The sequence below is a fragment of the Blautia wexlerae DSM 19850 genome, assembly GCF_025148125.1.
In the GTDB taxonomy this organism is placed as follows: domain Bacteria; phylum Bacillota; class Clostridia; order Lachnospirales; family Lachnospiraceae; genus Blautia_A; species Blautia_A wexlerae.
This window is the reverse complement of sequence record NZ_CP102267.1, coordinates 1,947,413-1,962,450: the sequence shown is the minus strand read 5'-3', so window position 1 is coordinate 1,962,450 and position 15,038 is coordinate 1,947,413. Positions and strand designations below refer to the sequence as shown.

13 protein-coding genes are annotated in these 15,038 nt (G+C 42.6%); 2 read left to right on the top strand and 11 right to left on the bottom strand.

Annotation, left to right across the window (positions count from 1 at the left end; genetic code table 11):
- Positions 1-44: 44 nt before the first annotated feature.
- From NQ550_RS09135 to NQ550_RS09120, 4 genes are all read right to left on the bottom strand, one after another.
- The gene (locus tag NQ550_RS09135) at positions 45-698 is read right to left on the bottom strand and encodes a hypothetical protein (RefSeq protein WP_008702984.1); all 654 of its coding nucleotides are present in this window, start codon (positions 696-698) and stop codon (positions 45-47) included.
- Complete coding sequence (locus tag NQ550_RS09130; protein ID WP_025576990.1) at positions 695-2,641, bottom strand: YgiQ family radical SAM protein; 1,947 nt, start codon at positions 2,639-2,641, stop codon at positions 695-697. Before NQ550_RS09130 ends, NQ550_RS09135 begins: the two co-directional genes overlap by 4 nt.
- A 102-nt stretch (positions 2,642-2,743) precedes the next feature.
- On the bottom strand, positions 2,744-3,556 hold the full coding sequence (locus tag NQ550_RS09125) for a GTP pyrophosphokinase (protein WP_025576989.1): 813 nt from the start codon (positions 3,554-3,556) through the stop codon (positions 2,744-2,746).
- Positions 3,557-3,755: 199 nt separating this feature from the next.
- Entirely contained in the window at positions 3,756-5,207 is a 1,452-nt protein-coding gene (locus tag NQ550_RS09120) for an aminoacyl-histidine dipeptidase (RefSeq protein ID WP_020993878.1), read from the bottom strand.
- Between the two features lie 169 nt (positions 5,208-5,376).
- Here NQ550_RS09120 and NQ550_RS09115 point away from each other — a divergent pair, with 169 nt between their 5' ends.
- The gene (locus tag NQ550_RS09115) at positions 5,377-6,303 is read left to right on the top strand and encodes a hypothetical protein (protein ID WP_025576988.1); all 927 of its coding nucleotides are present in this window, start codon (positions 5,377-5,379) and stop codon (positions 6,301-6,303) included.
- 108 nt (positions 6,304-6,411) lie between these two features.
- On the opposite strand, the gene NQ550_RS09110 is transcribed toward NQ550_RS09115, so the two are convergent.
- The 4 genes from NQ550_RS09110 to NQ550_RS09095 form a co-directional block, all read right to left on the bottom strand.
- Complete coding sequence (locus NQ550_RS09110) at positions 6,412-7,044, bottom strand: hypothetical protein (RefSeq protein ID WP_008702979.1); 633 nt, start codon at positions 7,042-7,044, stop codon at positions 6,412-6,414.
- A gap of 58 nt (positions 7,045-7,102) precedes the next feature.
- Entirely contained in the window at positions 7,103-7,597 is a 495-nt protein-coding gene (gene coaD, locus NQ550_RS09105) for a pantetheine-phosphate adenylyltransferase (protein ID WP_008702978.1), read from the bottom strand.
- Between the two features lie 126 nt (positions 7,598-7,723).
- Positions 7,724-8,275, bottom strand: coding sequence for a 16S rRNA (guanine(966)-N(2))-methyltransferase RsmD (gene rsmD / locus NQ550_RS09100; protein ID WP_020993877.1), 552 nt, complete (start codon positions 8,273-8,275; stop codon positions 7,724-7,726).
- The gene (locus NQ550_RS09095; RefSeq protein ID WP_008702973.1) at positions 8,272-8,667 is read right to left on the bottom strand and encodes a methylglyoxal synthase; all 396 of its coding nucleotides are present in this window, start codon (positions 8,665-8,667) and stop codon (positions 8,272-8,274) included. The genes rsmD and NQ550_RS09095 overlap by 4 nt, the downstream gene beginning before the upstream one ends.
- Before the next feature lie 289 nt (positions 8,668-8,956).
- Between NQ550_RS09095 and NQ550_RS09090 the strand changes: the two genes are divergently transcribed.
- Positions 8,957-9,184 (top strand): alpha/beta-type small acid-soluble spore protein, encoded by a 228-nt coding sequence (locus NQ550_RS09090; RefSeq protein ID WP_025576987.1) that lies wholly within the window; start codon positions 8,957-8,959, stop codon positions 9,182-9,184.
- Positions 9,185-9,284: 100 nt separating this feature from the next.
- Here NQ550_RS09090 and feoB read toward each other — a convergent pair whose 3' ends face one another.
- The 3 genes from feoB to recG form a co-directional block, all read right to left on the bottom strand.
- Positions 9,285-11,618, bottom strand: a complete 2,334-nt coding sequence (feoB, locus tag NQ550_RS09085) for a ferrous iron transport protein B (protein ID WP_025576986.1) — start codon at positions 11,616-11,618, stop codon at positions 9,285-9,287.
- 413 nt (positions 11,619-12,031) lie between these two features.
- Positions 12,032-12,691 carry a DUF6465 family protein gene (locus tag NQ550_RS09080; protein ID WP_008704312.1) on the bottom strand — a complete coding sequence of 220 codons (660 nt, stop codon included), beginning with the start codon at positions 12,689-12,691 and terminating at the stop codon, positions 12,032-12,034.
- 223 nt (positions 12,692-12,914) lie between these two features.
- Positions 12,915-14,969 carry an ATP-dependent DNA helicase RecG gene (gene recG, locus NQ550_RS09075; RefSeq protein WP_025576985.1) on the bottom strand — a complete coding sequence of 685 codons (2,055 nt, stop codon included), beginning with the start codon at positions 14,967-14,969 and terminating at the stop codon, positions 12,915-12,917.
- Positions 14,970-15,038 lie beyond the last annotated feature (69 nt).

Genomic DNA, 15,038 nt, shown 5'->3' with positions numbered 1-15,038 from the left:
ATAACACATTGCTATAGATATATTTTGTAATTGAATTCCGGCGACTACAGACACAATGCCAGAATGGTCTGTCGGATCAGTTCGTTTCTGGAAAGATCCGGATATTTTTCGTCCGGGGTAAATTTGATTCCTTCTTCCAGACTTTCTCTGTGATCGTTCATGGAATCAAGACGTTCCAGGAACGGACGGAGATCTGTAAAAATTTTCACCGTCACTTTATAACCGTTTTTACGGATGATCTTCTGGGAATTGGTTTCCATGAAAGATGCATCGATTTTCGGATCACTGCTGTAAGCCACTACTGTATTTCCACATACTGCTGCTGCATCAATATAGGCACTTTTTTCATAAAAAGTCATGTAAAGTTCATATGCCATATCCAGACTGCCCTGATGCTCATGGATTTTCTGATATAATCCGGCATCCATTGGTCTGCATTTCAGAATCATGATCAGATTCACCATGGATTTACATGCCGGAAGACAGCCAACTACAGTTACAACTGTCCAGACAGTCATTCTTGTCTTAAAATAGAACCAGGATGTAAAAAAGATGAATAAGGGTACTGCAAAAAGAATTGCAGTGATGATCAGGCGGCGTCTCTTTTCACTTCTGAAATATCCGAAGTTCCCTTTGGATACTTTTGAAGATGTTTTCGCTTTACTTTGTTTTTTATTTCTGTTTTTCTTTTCTGTCACTTACGTCCTCCTCTGGAATTTTTCTTATGTATATTTCTGATAGTATTCTTCTTTGCAGATGCTGAACTGTTTTTGTTATTTTTGCTATTTCTGCTGTTTTTCGCATTCCGACTACTGCCCTGAGTATGCTGTTGGCCTCCATGATTCTCTCGAAGCGGCCGGATCAAACATTTAGGGCCGTAACCTACCAGGTCCATTCTTCCGGTCATTTTGAGGCCTTCCAGCACCAGTTCTCTGTTTGCAGGATTCTTGTACTGCATCAAAGCTCTCTGTATTGCTTTTTCATGGGGGTTCTTCGGCACATATACCTTCTCACCTGTAAGAGGATGGATTCCCGTATAGTACATACAGGTAGAAAGAGTAGACGGGGTTGGATAGAAATCCTGTACCTGTTCCGGGGTAAAGCCAAGATCCCGGACATATTCCGCAAGTTTTACTGCCTCTTTCATGGTACATCCCGGATGGGAGGACATGAAATACGGGACAGCATACTGCTGCTTTCCTGTTTGCCTGTTTGCCGCATCATATTCCTTAAGAAACTGCTGATAGACGCTGTGACTTGGTTTTCCCATATACTTCAGAACCTGATCAGACACATGTTCCGGTGCCACACGCAACTGCCCACTTACGTGATGTTCCACCAGTTCACGCAAAAAAGTCTTGTCCCTGTCTGCCACCACATAATCAAAGCGTACACCGGAGCGGATGAATACCTTCTTCACTCCCGGGATCTTCCGCAGCTTCCGAAGCAGAGAAACGTAATCCGAATGATCTACAGTCAGGTTTTTGCATGGCGTGGGAAACAGGCACTGCTTATTCTTGCAGACCCCTTTCGTGAGCTGTTTCTGACAAGATGGTTGTCTGAAATCTGCTGTGGGACCACCCACATCGTGAATATAACCCTTGAACTCAGGATCATTTGTCATTCTGGTAGCTTCTTCGATCAGAGACTCATGACTTCTGGTCTGAAGAATTCTTCCCTGATGAAAAGTCAGGGCGCAGAAATTACAGCCGCCAAAGCACCCTCTGTTGCTTGTCAGGCTGAACTTGATTTCTTCCAGTGCCGGAATTCCGCCCAGCTTCTCATACATGGGATGAACTTTCTCCGTATAAGGCAGGGCATATACATCATCCATTTCCTCCTGTGTCAGGGGCAGAGCAGGAGGATTCTGTATAATATATCCCTTTGTCCCATAAGATTCTGCCATTGGTCTGGCGCTGAATGGATCTGTATTCTGATACTGAATGGCAAAGCTGTCTGCATAAACCTTCTTGTTTACTTTTACTTCCTCATAAGAAGGAAGAATAATCGGATCATAAACTCTCGACAGATCCCTGCACTTAAATACAGTTCCTGCAATATAGGTAAGTTCCTCTACCGGCAGTCCACTCGCCAGCGCATCTGCAATCTCTATGATCGAATGCTCACCCATTCCATAGGAAATCATATCTGCCCCGGAATCAAGGAGTACACTGTGTTTTACTTTATTCTCCCAATAATCATAATGTGCCAGTCGTCTCAGGCTGGCTTCAATCCCACCCAGGATAATGGGTGTCTTTTTATAAGTCTGACGGATCAGATTGCTGTACACGATCACCGCGCGGTCAGGACGAAGTCCCATCTGGCCTCCCGGTGAATAGGAATCTTTCTGCCTGTGCTTTTTAGAGACTGTATAGTGATTTACCATAGAGTCCATATTTCCCGCAGACACCAGAAATCCCAGTCGAGGCTCTCCAAATACCTGAATACTCTCCTTCTTTCTCCAGTCAGGCTGAGGAATGATCCCCACTTTATACCCACGACTCTCCAACAGTCTGCTGATGATCGCAGTACCAAAGGAAGGATGGTCCACGTAGGCATCACCTGTAATATAGGCAAAATCTACCTGCTCCCACCCTCTCTGTTTCATTTCTTTCTTTGTTACCGGTAAAAAATCCTGCATTTATATTTTCCTCGTATGTATTATAGTCATGCGGATACGATCATCCGCCACACAGTTCTACATCTGCAGCAAACCTTTCAAATTATCATTTCCGGATAATAATCAGACATGATGATACACTGCCTGTGCCCGGTATCCTTCGGATATAATATCAAGCTGTCTGTGGAACCGCTTCAGTTGCTGAAGATCTTTTGTTTTAAATACTCTCAGGAACTCATCCTGAATCTTCATAATCTCCCGCTTATTTGCAATCTTGTACAGATTTTCAATGTTGATCAGAATATCCTTCACCAGATTAGACTGCATCTGTGACGAATTCTGTGCATCCATAATCTCATTCCGCACAGAAGACATCTCATGGTCAAGAGCATTAATGGCATCTGCTGCCTTGCTCAGACGTTCTGCCACATGCTCCGGCATATCCCCTTTATATTTATATTGCAGGGAATGCTCAATCGTCGCCCAAAAGTTCATAGCCATTGTACGGATCTGTATCTCCGCCTGCAGCTTCTTTGGCCCTTTGATCGTATCCACTGTATAATAAATAATCAGATGATAACTTCTGTAACCACTCTGTTTAATATGCTTCAGATAATTCTTCTCACTCTTTATAACCATATCGCTTCTCTTCTGGATCAGGGAAGCAACCGTCTCTATATCCTCCTCAAACTGGCAGATAATACGAACACCGGCAATATCCTCCAGTTCTTCTTCCATTCTCTCCATAGGAATATGCTTGCGCTGCATTTTCTCAAGAATACTGCTCACGCTCTTAACCCTGCCCTCCACCTGCTCAATCGGGCAGTAAACATCATTCTCTTTACATTCATCAATAATGTGATTGAATTTCACTTCCAGCTCTCTCACAGCCAGTTCATACGGGCACAAAATGCTTCTCCATAACTGTATTTCCATTTTCACTCGCTCCTTGCATTTCATACATTTTGTTATTATAGCATAGATTTTGAAAAATATCTCGCTAATATGAATAGTTTCTGTTTTTTTTAGAAATGCCTAGTTCCGCATTCTGATACAGTATATGCAAAGCACCGGACATATAGAACATTCAAAAAAGCACCCCTGCCGCCAAAGCGCAACAGGGATGCTTCCAACATCACTCTTTAAGAGCCTCCAGAACTTTCACCAGATACTTCCAGACTCTCTCTGTAGAAGAAATACTAAGCACCTCTTCAGACGTATGAATATCCTTCATATCAGGTCCCAGAGACACACAGTCAAGTCCTTCCATCTTCTTATAGAAAAGTCCACACTCAAGTCCTGCATGGATTGCCACCACATTCGGTTTCTGTCCATACATTTCCTCATATACTTCCACCATCTTATCACGAAGCGGTGAATCCTTGCGATACTCCCACGCAGGATAAACGCCCTGTCTCTCATACTCTCCGCCAAGGAACTCCGTCAGATAGGCAATCTTGTCAGAAAGGGAATCTCTGGCTGTCTCCACAGAACTTCTGATACTGGAACTTCCCATTACCTCATTCTCAGAAGTCTTCAGAATACCAATATTCGTAGAAGTCTCTACCAGTCCTTTGATCGTTCCGCTCATTTTCTGAACACCATAAGGTACATTTACAAGGAAGAAAATTACTTTTTCTTTACTTGTGGGATGAAGAACCCTTACTTCCTGTTTTCCCTCATCTTCAACAGTTACTGTGATACCCTCATCAGTTCCTGCATACTCTTCTCTCCATGCTCCCTGCACAGAAGCCGCATATTCTCTGACAGCATCTACATTTTCTTCAAGAACAAGGATTTCTGCTGTAGCCTCCCTTGTAATGGCATTATCTTTCTGTCCGCCCTGCACACTGATCAGTTCAAAATCTGTTTTCTCATCCAGACCATGGAGAAATTTTCCGAGAAGAGAATTTGCGTTTGCACGATTCTTGTCAATCTCAGCTCCGGAATGACCGCCCATCAGTCCGCTGATCTTAACTGTCAGCTTCTCTCCCTCTGCATCCAGTCTTGTCACTGGAATATGGCTGACTCCGGAAAGTCCGCCTGCACAGCTGATCCAGAGGCTTCCTTCTGCTTCAGAATCCAGATTGATAAATCTTCTTCCTTTTAATACACTGCAGTCAAATCCAACTGCACCCAGAAGACCGATTTCCTCATCTACAGTAATAAACACTTCAAGCGGCGGATGAGCAATTGTATCACTTTCCAGAAGTGCAAGACCATAAGCAACAGCAATTCCGTCATCACCACCAAGGGTTGTTCCGTTTGCAGATACATAGTCACCTTCTACAGAAAGATTTAATCCGTCTTTTGTAAAATCATGCTCTACATCCGGACGTTTCTCACATACCATATCCATATGTCCCTGAATGATCACTACAGGAGCATTCTCGTATCCCGCTGTGCCCGGTTTATAAATAACCACATTATTCATCTCATCCTGAACATATTTCAGATCATGATCCTTTGCAAACTGAACCAGATAGTCGCTGATCTGCTTTGTATTTCCTGAGCCATGAGGAATTTTGCATATCTCCTCAAAATAATGGAACACTCTTTTGGGTTCACAATTCTCTAAAACTGCCATAATTATATTACCTCCAAAAATCACACATTTGTCTTATAATATACCATTGTTTTCCCGATATACGACAAATTTTCCAGATATATTTTACCCAAATACTATAGCATTTATTTTCATTCTGCGCCATATAAATTTTATAAAGAATGGCAAACAATTGCAAAGAGGTTGTTGTATGTCCAAAAACACCATACTCACCGGTGGTATTTGTTTTCTTCTTGTCTTTCTTCTGCTGCATCCTGCTGAAAGTCTGTCCTGTGCCAGAGCCGGAATGACTCTGTGGCTGAATACATTAATCCCAACGCTTCTCCCATTTATTATTCTCACAGGAATGCTTACACATACCGGTCATATCCGGAAACTTCTCCTGCCATTTGAATCATTCTTTCATATTTTTCCGGGTGTCAGCATCTGGGGTGGTTATGTTTTCGTTCTCGGAATGCTGTGTGGTTATCCTCTGGGAGCCAAACTTGCCTCTGATCTGTATGGATTACATAAAATCAGCAAAAAAGAAGCTCTTTATCTCACTACCTTCTGTAACAATCCAAGCCCTGCCTTTATCATTACCTATCTCTGTAAGTCCTGTCTTAAGGATACAGTACCTGCCGGCATGGTCTTTGCGAGTATTTTTTCAGCAAATCTGATATGTATGCTGTTCTTTCGTTTTTTTGTGTACCAAAATGCCACCATCTCAGATTCCCCAGGATTTTCACCCGAGATTTCTTCTCGAAAAAATATACTTGATTTTTCTATAATGAACGGTTTTGAAACCATTACACGTCTCGGAGGATATATTCTATTGTTCTCCATTCTGGCAGGATGTATCAGATATTATGCGCCTTTTCCACTTCTCTATCAATACCTGCTGCTCGGATTTACAGAGATCACTTCCGGACTTTCTCTTATTTCAGTTTCCGGACTGCCATACATGACTCGTATACTTTTGTCCGCTGCAGCCACCGCATCCGGCGGTCTGTGCATCCTTGCTCAGACAAAAGGTGTTCTCCACCATGACCTCAGCATTCTGCCTTATTTTATTTCCAAGTGTATCTGTACATTCCTTACAGCAGGTATTCTTTACTGTCTGATTTCCTATCTGTGAAAATAAATTCTTTCCGGGAACTGTCATCATTTCATTATACAAAATCAGGGCAGGAAATTTTCCTGCCCCTTGTTTTCTCATCTTCTATATTTAATAACTGATTTATTTTTAGTTCTCTCCCAGATCATCTAACAGATCGTCATCATCATCTTTCGCTCCGTCATTATCATGATAAGAGCCTGTAATTGCTGCAGCCTGTGCTGTCTGAGGTGCAAGTTCCTGACGATTGTGGTTTACAACATCAAGACAGCTCTGCAGGGAATCAATAAATGTTTTGTATTTCACACCTGCATCCTCTAATGTTGTATTAAGCACACTGCCAATATTGGCCATCATATCATCTGTATAGGTGATCGCGCTGAGACGAATGCTGTTTGCATCCTGTGTTGCAGAATCCAGAATCTCCTGTGCCTGTTTGTTAGCTGCATTGATCGTATCATTTGCCTGTGCATATGCTTTCTGCATAATCTCATGCTGTGTTACCAGTTCCTGTGCTCTTGCCTGCGCATCTGCGATCAGTGCATCTGCCTTAGTCTGAGCATCCTCAAGGATAGCGTCCTTATTGTTAATGATCTTCTGATAACGTTTAATCTCATCCGGAGTTTTCAGGCGGAGTTCTCTCAGAAGTTCCTCAATTTCTTCTTTATTTACCACAATCTTAGTAGTTGACAGTGGCTGGAATTTACAGCTGTCCACATATTCCTCAATCTCACCGATAATCTGTTCAATTCTGCTGCTCATAGTATATACACTCCTTATTTTCTATTTCTGTTACTGTACGCTCTATGTGAACAATAACTTATTTGTTGTCTGCTGTAAGACGAATCTTCTCAATAACTGCATCCGTTATCTCGGCCGGTGCAAACTTACTCAGGTCGCCTCCAAAATGTGCAACTTCCTTCAATATTGTAGAACTCAGGTATGCATATTCCAGACTTGTAGTCAGAAATACAGTATCTACATCCGGTGCAAGTACACGATTGGTCTGAGCCATCTGGAGCTCATACTCAAAATCTGTAACTGCACGAAGTCCACGTATGATCACCTGAGCGTGATTCTCTCTGGCAAAATTCACAGACAATCCCTCAAATGGTTTTACCTCGACATTAGGAACGTCCCGAGTCGCCTTTTCTAATATATTAACACGTTCCTGCACAGAAAACAACGGACTTTTTGAAGAATTATGTAAAACGCCCACTATCACTTTGTCAAAAGAAACTGCTGCTCTCCGGATCACATCAAGATGTCCATAGGTAGCCGGATCAAAGCTGCCGGGATATACTGCTATTTTCATTTATTTTTACTCTCTCTTTCCTCTGGCACATACACATATGCATAACAACACGAATGCTGCCTGCAGGCAGCAATCTTATGATAATTTCAGGAAGCAATGCATTCATTCTGAAATTATTATAGTTAATTATGCACGTTCTAAAAATACATGCTTATTTGTTTTATACTCTTTCGAACGCAGCTGCCTGTAACCGAGAGATTCCACATAACTGAAATCCGTCTGAAGATCCGCTTCCACAATAATAAGTGTATTCTTATCTGCAACTGTGCTGTCTTTCAGATATTCCAGCACCTGTCTTTCCAGTTCATTATTATATGGGGGATCCATAAAAATAATGTCAAAAACACCTTTTCCCTCAAGGGAACGCAATGCCTGCAACACGTCCATGTTCAGCAGTTTACCATCTTCTGCCAGTTTTGTAAATGCAAGATTTTCTCTGATGCATGCAGCAGCTTTTGGATTCTTCTCCACAAACACTGCATAAGAAGCCCCTCTGCTCAGAGCTTCGATTCCGATCCCGCCACTTCCGGAAAAAAGATCCAGGAAACGGCATTCCAAAAGCTCCGGCTGAAGTATATTAAATAATGTTTCTTTGATTCTGTCAGTAGTAGGTCTTGTGTCTATCCCCGGAATTGTTTTCAAATTAAGCCTTCTGGCTTTACCTGCGATCACTCTCATTTCAGATTCAGTCTCCAATCCAGGTCTCCTCTTGCAAGCCCTAAAATAAGAAGTTCTGCTGTGGCAATATTTGTCGCTACAGGAATATTGTACTGGTCGCATCTTCTCACGATGCTTGTGATATCCGGTTCTTTAGGATCGATCATGACCGGATTGTAGAACAGAATGACCATATCAAGATCCTGACGCTCTACCATCTCCATAAACTGCTTGTCTCCACCAATACTGCCGGCAAGGAATTTATGCACATGAAGGCTTGTCGCTTCTTCTATTCTCCGTCCGGTTGTACCTGTGGCATAGACCTCATGTTTGGCAAGTATATTCTTATAAGCGATGCAGAAATCTTCTATCAGTACTTTTTTACTGTTATGTGCGATTATACCTAAGTTCATAGTTTCTCCTCTCCGTTTCTCCTATTTATTTTGCGGATTTTATCTTTTATCCACAATCCTAACTGTAATTATAACAAAGCACTAAATAAAACGCAATTAAAACTTAAAAAATATACATAATTCATAATTTATTAATATTTTTCTTACAGTCATCATGCAAGTTTTCCTGTTTCCATGCTCTTCCTGTCCATGCGAAAACTTCCAGTGTATTATTTCTGCATCTTCATATACTAGCATTGCAACACAAAAACACTTTCAAAAGAAAACAACAACCAAGGAGGAAATTGATATGTCAAACACAAAATCTTCTAACCAGACAGCTGTACCGGAAGCAAAAGGTGCGTTAGACCGTTTCAAATTCGAGGTTGCAAATGAATTAGGCGTACCGCTTACAGACGGGTACAACGGTAACCTGACTTCTAAACAGAATGGTTCTGTCGGAGGTTATATGGTCAAAAAGATGATCGAAGCCCAGGAAAGACAGATGTCCAGTGGTTCCCAGGGCGGACAGTACTAATCAGATAAAAGCCTCTCAGTTGAGGAACTGAAAAAAACCGATGGTGATGACTGAAAACAGTCAAATCCATCGGTTTTTCTATAAAAGCGAATTAATAAAATCAGATCATCCCTATCAGATGTACGATCAGTGCAGCCACCCAGGCAATCACACACTGCCATACCACAACACCAACAGCCCATTTGCTGCCCATTTCACGTTTGATCGAAGCGATAGCCGCCACACATGGTGTATAGAGCAAACTGAATACCAGCAGGGATGCTGCTGCCAACGGAGTCAGTACAGAGGCAATATTTCCACCGAAAAGTACTTCCAGAGTAGATACCACGCTCTCTTTTGCCATAAATCCGCTGATAAGAGCTGTACAGATTCTCCAGTCTCCCAGTCCGATTGGTTTAAATATAGGTGCCAAGACTCCCGCCACCATTGCCAGAATACTGTCTGCAGAATCTTTTACAAGATTTAAATGCAGATCAAAGCTCTGCAGGAACCAGATTATCATTGATGCAAGCAGGATAATAGAAAACGCTCTCTGCAGGAAATCTTTTGCTTTTTCCCACAAAAGCTGACCTACATTCCTTGCTCCCGGCAGCCGGTAATTGGGAAGTTCCATGACAAACGGGACGGGATCTCCCTTGAAAAGAGTTCTGTTATACAAAAATGCCGCCAGGATTCCCACCAAAATTCCAAGCAGGTAAAGACCTGCCATAATAAATCCGCCCTTCTTCGGGAAAAAAGCACTTACAAAGAAAGAATAAATCGGCAGCTTCGCAGTACAGCTCATAAATGGAGTCAGCAAAATCGTCATCTTTCTGTCACGCTCACTTGTAAGTGTACGTGTGGCCATAACAGCCGGAACCGTACATCCGAATCCGATCAGCATTGGTACAATACTTCTTCCGGAAAGGCCGATCTTACGCAGAAGTTTGTCCATCACAAAAGCAACACGTGCAACGTATCCGCTGTCTTCCATAAGAGACAGAAAGAAAAACAGGGTTACAATAATCGGCAGAAAACTGAGTACACTTCCCACACCTGTAAAAATACCGTCAATGACCAGGCTATGCATGGCACTGTTTACATTTGCTGCTGTCAGTGCTGCTTCTACCAGCGCAGAAACCTTATCAATTCCAATCTCCAGAAGCCCCTGAAGCCACGCTCCGATCACATTAAAGGTAAGATAAAATACCAGTACCATGATTCCGATGAAACAGGGAATCGCTGTATATTTTCCTGTAAGAATCTTATCAATTTTCTCACTTCTGATTCTCTCCTTACTCTCTTTTGGCTTTACAACTGTCTGTTCACACAAACGCTCAATAAAGTCAAAACGCATATCTGCGATCGCAGCGCTTCTGTCAACCTGACGCTCTGTTTCCATCTGCTGTACGATATGCTCCAGCATCTCCGTCTCATTTGTGTCCAGCTTCAGCTTCTCAAGAATCAGCGGATCTCCCTCGATTGCCTTGGTTGCTGCAAAACGGGTAGGAATATCAGCCTGCGCCGCATGATCCTCAATCAGGTGCATGACCGCATGAATACAGCGGTGTACTGCACCGTCATGGTCACTCTTATCACAGAAATCCTGACGCAGCGGATGTTCCTGATATTTCGCTATATGTAACGCATGGTCAACCAGCTCATCAACCCCTTCATTCTTTGCTGCGGAAATAGGGATTACAGGTACTCCAAGCAGCGATTCCATCTTATTTACATCTATAGAACCCTGATTTCCCAGCACTTCATCCATCATGTTCATTGCAACTACCATAGGAATATCCATCTCCAGAAGCTGCATGGTCAGATACAGGTTTCTCTCAATATTGGTAGCATCCACAATGTTGATGATCGCACTTGGTTTCTCATCCAGGACAAAATTTCTGGAGACAATCTCCTCACTGCTGTAAGGGGACATGGAATAAATTCCCGGAAGGTCTGTGATTTCTGTATCCGGATGGCCTTTAATCGAACCGGTCTTACGATCCACCGTTACTCCTGGAAAGTTTCCCACATGTTGACTGGAACCTGTCAGTTGGTTAAACAATGTAGTTTTTCCACAGTTCTGATTTCCCACCAATGCGTACGTCAGTGTAGTTCCCTCAGGCAGTGGATGTTCATCTTCTCTGGAATGATACTTTCCATCCTCTCCAAGTCCCGGATGTGCCAGGTCGCTTACAGCCTCTATTCCGGCGTGACTTCTGCTTCGCTTCGGGATCTGTTCGATTTCTATCTGCTCTGCTTCCGCAAGTCTTAATGTCAGTTCATATCCATGTACCTGTAATTCCATGGGATCTCCCATGGGTGCAAACTTCACGACTGTGACCTCAGCTCCCGGAATCATACCCATATCCAGGAAATGCTGACGCAGGGCACCCTTGCCGCCAACCGACGTGATCACAGCACTTTTTCCGATTTCCAAATCTTTTAATGTCATTTTCAGTCGCTCACCTTTTGTATTTGTATTTGGTTATCATCGTCGTTATTATAGCAATCCTCGTAAATAATGCATCTTAATCCAGCCCATCAGAGTGTGAAACCCTGCTGAACTGTCTTAAATGCATTATTTACGAGGATTGCTATAGCCGATTTTTCTCAATAACCTTATGCAGATAGCTTATACTAACTGATAATTTTTGTCAAGTAGCAGGTATGTCTCAATTTTTTTATAACCGAAAGCACAAAAAACTCAGATGAATTTATGTTATCATCTGAGTTTCTCAATGTCTTAACCTGACAGGTCATTAAACCTGTCTGTGATTACTTCATTACTTATTATTCTGATCATTCTCAAGTAACTGATTTATGTGATTGCCATAAGATTTGAAAATTGTTCTTATCTTTTATATGTCAGATCCACACAGAACCTGTAATATCACCGTTAATTACATAATATGCTTTGTTCTCTTCAGGTTTGATATAAATCTTAATATCTTTGAGATCTTTCTCCTTTTTACCCAGTTCGTCTGTCCAGATTCTTCTGACATTACTTAAAATATTTTTTGTATATACTTCTCTGCCCATGAACTGAATATATACTTCTGCTGTTGCTTCTTTCTTAGTGGTTCTTCTTGTTGTCTTCTTCTCGGCAGCTGTCTCTTCAGCCGGTTTCTCAGCTGTCTTAGCAGGAGCCTTCTTTGTAGTTCTTTTCGTTGTTTTTGTTGGTTTTGCAGCAGTCTTTGTTGTTTTAGCTGTCTCTTTTTTCTCGGCTTCTTTCTCTGTTTCTGCCGGTTTCTTTTCTACAGTGTCTGCTGCTTTAGCTGTTTCTTTCTTCTCGGTTTCTTTCTCTGCTTCTGCTGATTTCTTTTCTGCAGTCTTTCTTGTTCTTCTTGCTGCCGGTTTCTTTGCTGTTGTTTCTTTCTTTACAGTCTCTGTTTCAGCAGTTTCTTTCTTGTTTGCTTCTTTATTTACAGCTACTTCTTCAGCAGTTGTCTTTGCAGGAGCCTCTTTAACTTCGGTTGTCTTCGCAGTGGATGTGTTGAGATCTGCTGTAGTTGCTTTTGTTGCCATATGATTAGCCTCCTTACAAGGTATAAGTATTCGTAACTGCTCAGTTTTGTACAGTTACAGGTATTCTTATGTTACCGAAAATATGATAAACAGTAACATTCTTTTATGAAAATAGAATACTACGAATCTTCTGCTTTTGCAATGTTTTTCTGTTTTTATAATCTAGGCATCTTATAAACAGTAACATGAACAGTATTATTTTTTACTCTGTATCCGTCATTTTCTATAGTCCTAGATTCTGCAGATCTTCCTTCATATATGCCGAAAGTCTCCTCTGAAGTTCCTCATTCTGCGGAAGGCTTAAATCCGCATCAAGGGACAGAATCTCCGAAGCCGTTTCACTGGCAGCTTTCAGGATATCCGCATCCTGATAGATGTCCCCCAGTTTAAATTCCAGCAGACCACTCTGGCGGATTCCAAAAAGATCACCAGGACCGCGAAGCTTCAGATCCTCTCCTGCAATATAAAATCCATCATTGGATTTGTTCAGAATCTGCAGACGTTTAGAAATTTCCTTTGCACCATTTCCCTGCATAAAAATGCAATATGACTGATATTCCCCTCTACCGACACGCCCGCGAAGCTGATGAAGCTGTGCCAGCCCGAAACGCTCGGCATTCTCCACCATCATCACTGTAGCATTAGGCACATTCACTCCTACCTCAACTACAGTAGTAGATACCAAGATCTGAATTTCCCCTGCGGCAAAAGCCTCCATGATCACATTCTTCTCTTTCGCTTTCATCTTTCCATGAAGAGAAGCAATCTTTATATCCGGCGAAAAAACATTGCGAAGCTTCAGGGTATAATCCAGCACATTTTCCCCATCCATCCCTTCGCTCTCCTCCACCATTGGACAGATCACATAAACCTGCCGTCCCTGACGGATCTGCTTCTCCATAAAAGAATAAGCCTTCGGCCTGTAAGAAGTATCCACCACACAATTTTTAATGGGAAGTCTCTGCGCAGGAAGTTCATCAATTACTGAAATATCCAGATCCCCGTATATAATGATCGCCAGCGTCCTTGGAATCGGTGTAGCACTCATCACCAGCACATTAGGCGGGTTTCCCATAGTAGTCAGTGCTTCCCTCTGTTTCACACCAAAACGATGCTGCTCATCTGTAATAACCAGTCCAAGATTATTGTACTGCACTTTTTCCTGAATCAGCGCATGCGTTCCTATTACCAGGTTAGCCTCTTTTGACGCGATCAGCGCATATTTTTTCCTTTTCTCCTTCGCAGTACCTGATCCTGTCAGCAAAACCGGATGCCCAAAATCAATATTCTGTTCCTGCAGCAACTTCTCCATTGCCTGAAAATGCTGCCTTGCAAGAACCTCCGTAGGTGCCATAAGCACTGCCTGATATCCATTCTCCACAGTCATGATCATTGCGAGAAACGCAAGGATCGTCTTACCGCTTCCCACATCTCCCTGCACCAGTCTGGACATCAGGGCCTGGCCACTTAAATCCCTCTCAATCTCATGCCACACATTCAACTGCGCCTTTGTCAGATCATAGGGCAGACTTTCAATAATCTGCTCTGTCGTCCACACCGGATGCATGGGAAACGCATTCGGTGCTTCCTCCGTCTTCTCCTTCAAAGACTGCACAGCAAGAATAAAAAGAAGAAACTCGTCAAACACCAACCTTCTCCTTGCAGCTAACAGCTCCTGCATATTTTTGGGAAAATGAATCGCAGGAATCGCAAAATTCCTGTCTGCCAGGTGGTACCTTTCCTTATACTCATCTGCCAGATACTCTGCCTGAAGCTTCTGCTCATCAAGCACCTGATGGATCAGCTTCACGATCGTCTTATTAGAAAGCCCCGCAGTCAGTCCATAAATCGGCTGAAGACTGTGCAGAATCTCCTCATAAGCCGCAGGAGTAAAAATCTCAGGATGCTCCATCTGCAACTTCCCCTGCTTCCTGACGACACGCCCCCGCAGAACAAACCTGCTGCCTTTCCTGACTGCAGAGCGCAGATACGGTGCATTAAACCACGTAACAGAAATTTTCCCCGTAAGATCTGCCACAGTGGTCGTGATCACCTGAAGATTCCGCACCTGATTCACATACACACCCGTTATAACCGCCACAGAAATCGCCACAACAGCTCCCTCTTCCAGAGACCGGATCTCAACAGGCTCCTCATACGCATCATAATTACGTGGATAATAACTCAGAAGAGATTCCCTATCCGTAACTCCTATTTTCGCAAATAACTTTTCCGTTTTCTCCCCCACGCCCTTAAGGGTTCTCAAAGATATCGACATCTATCTCCTTTTCCTTTCTAAAAAATCCATCACAAATATAAATTTAACCAAATCAAGTATCCGGCTATC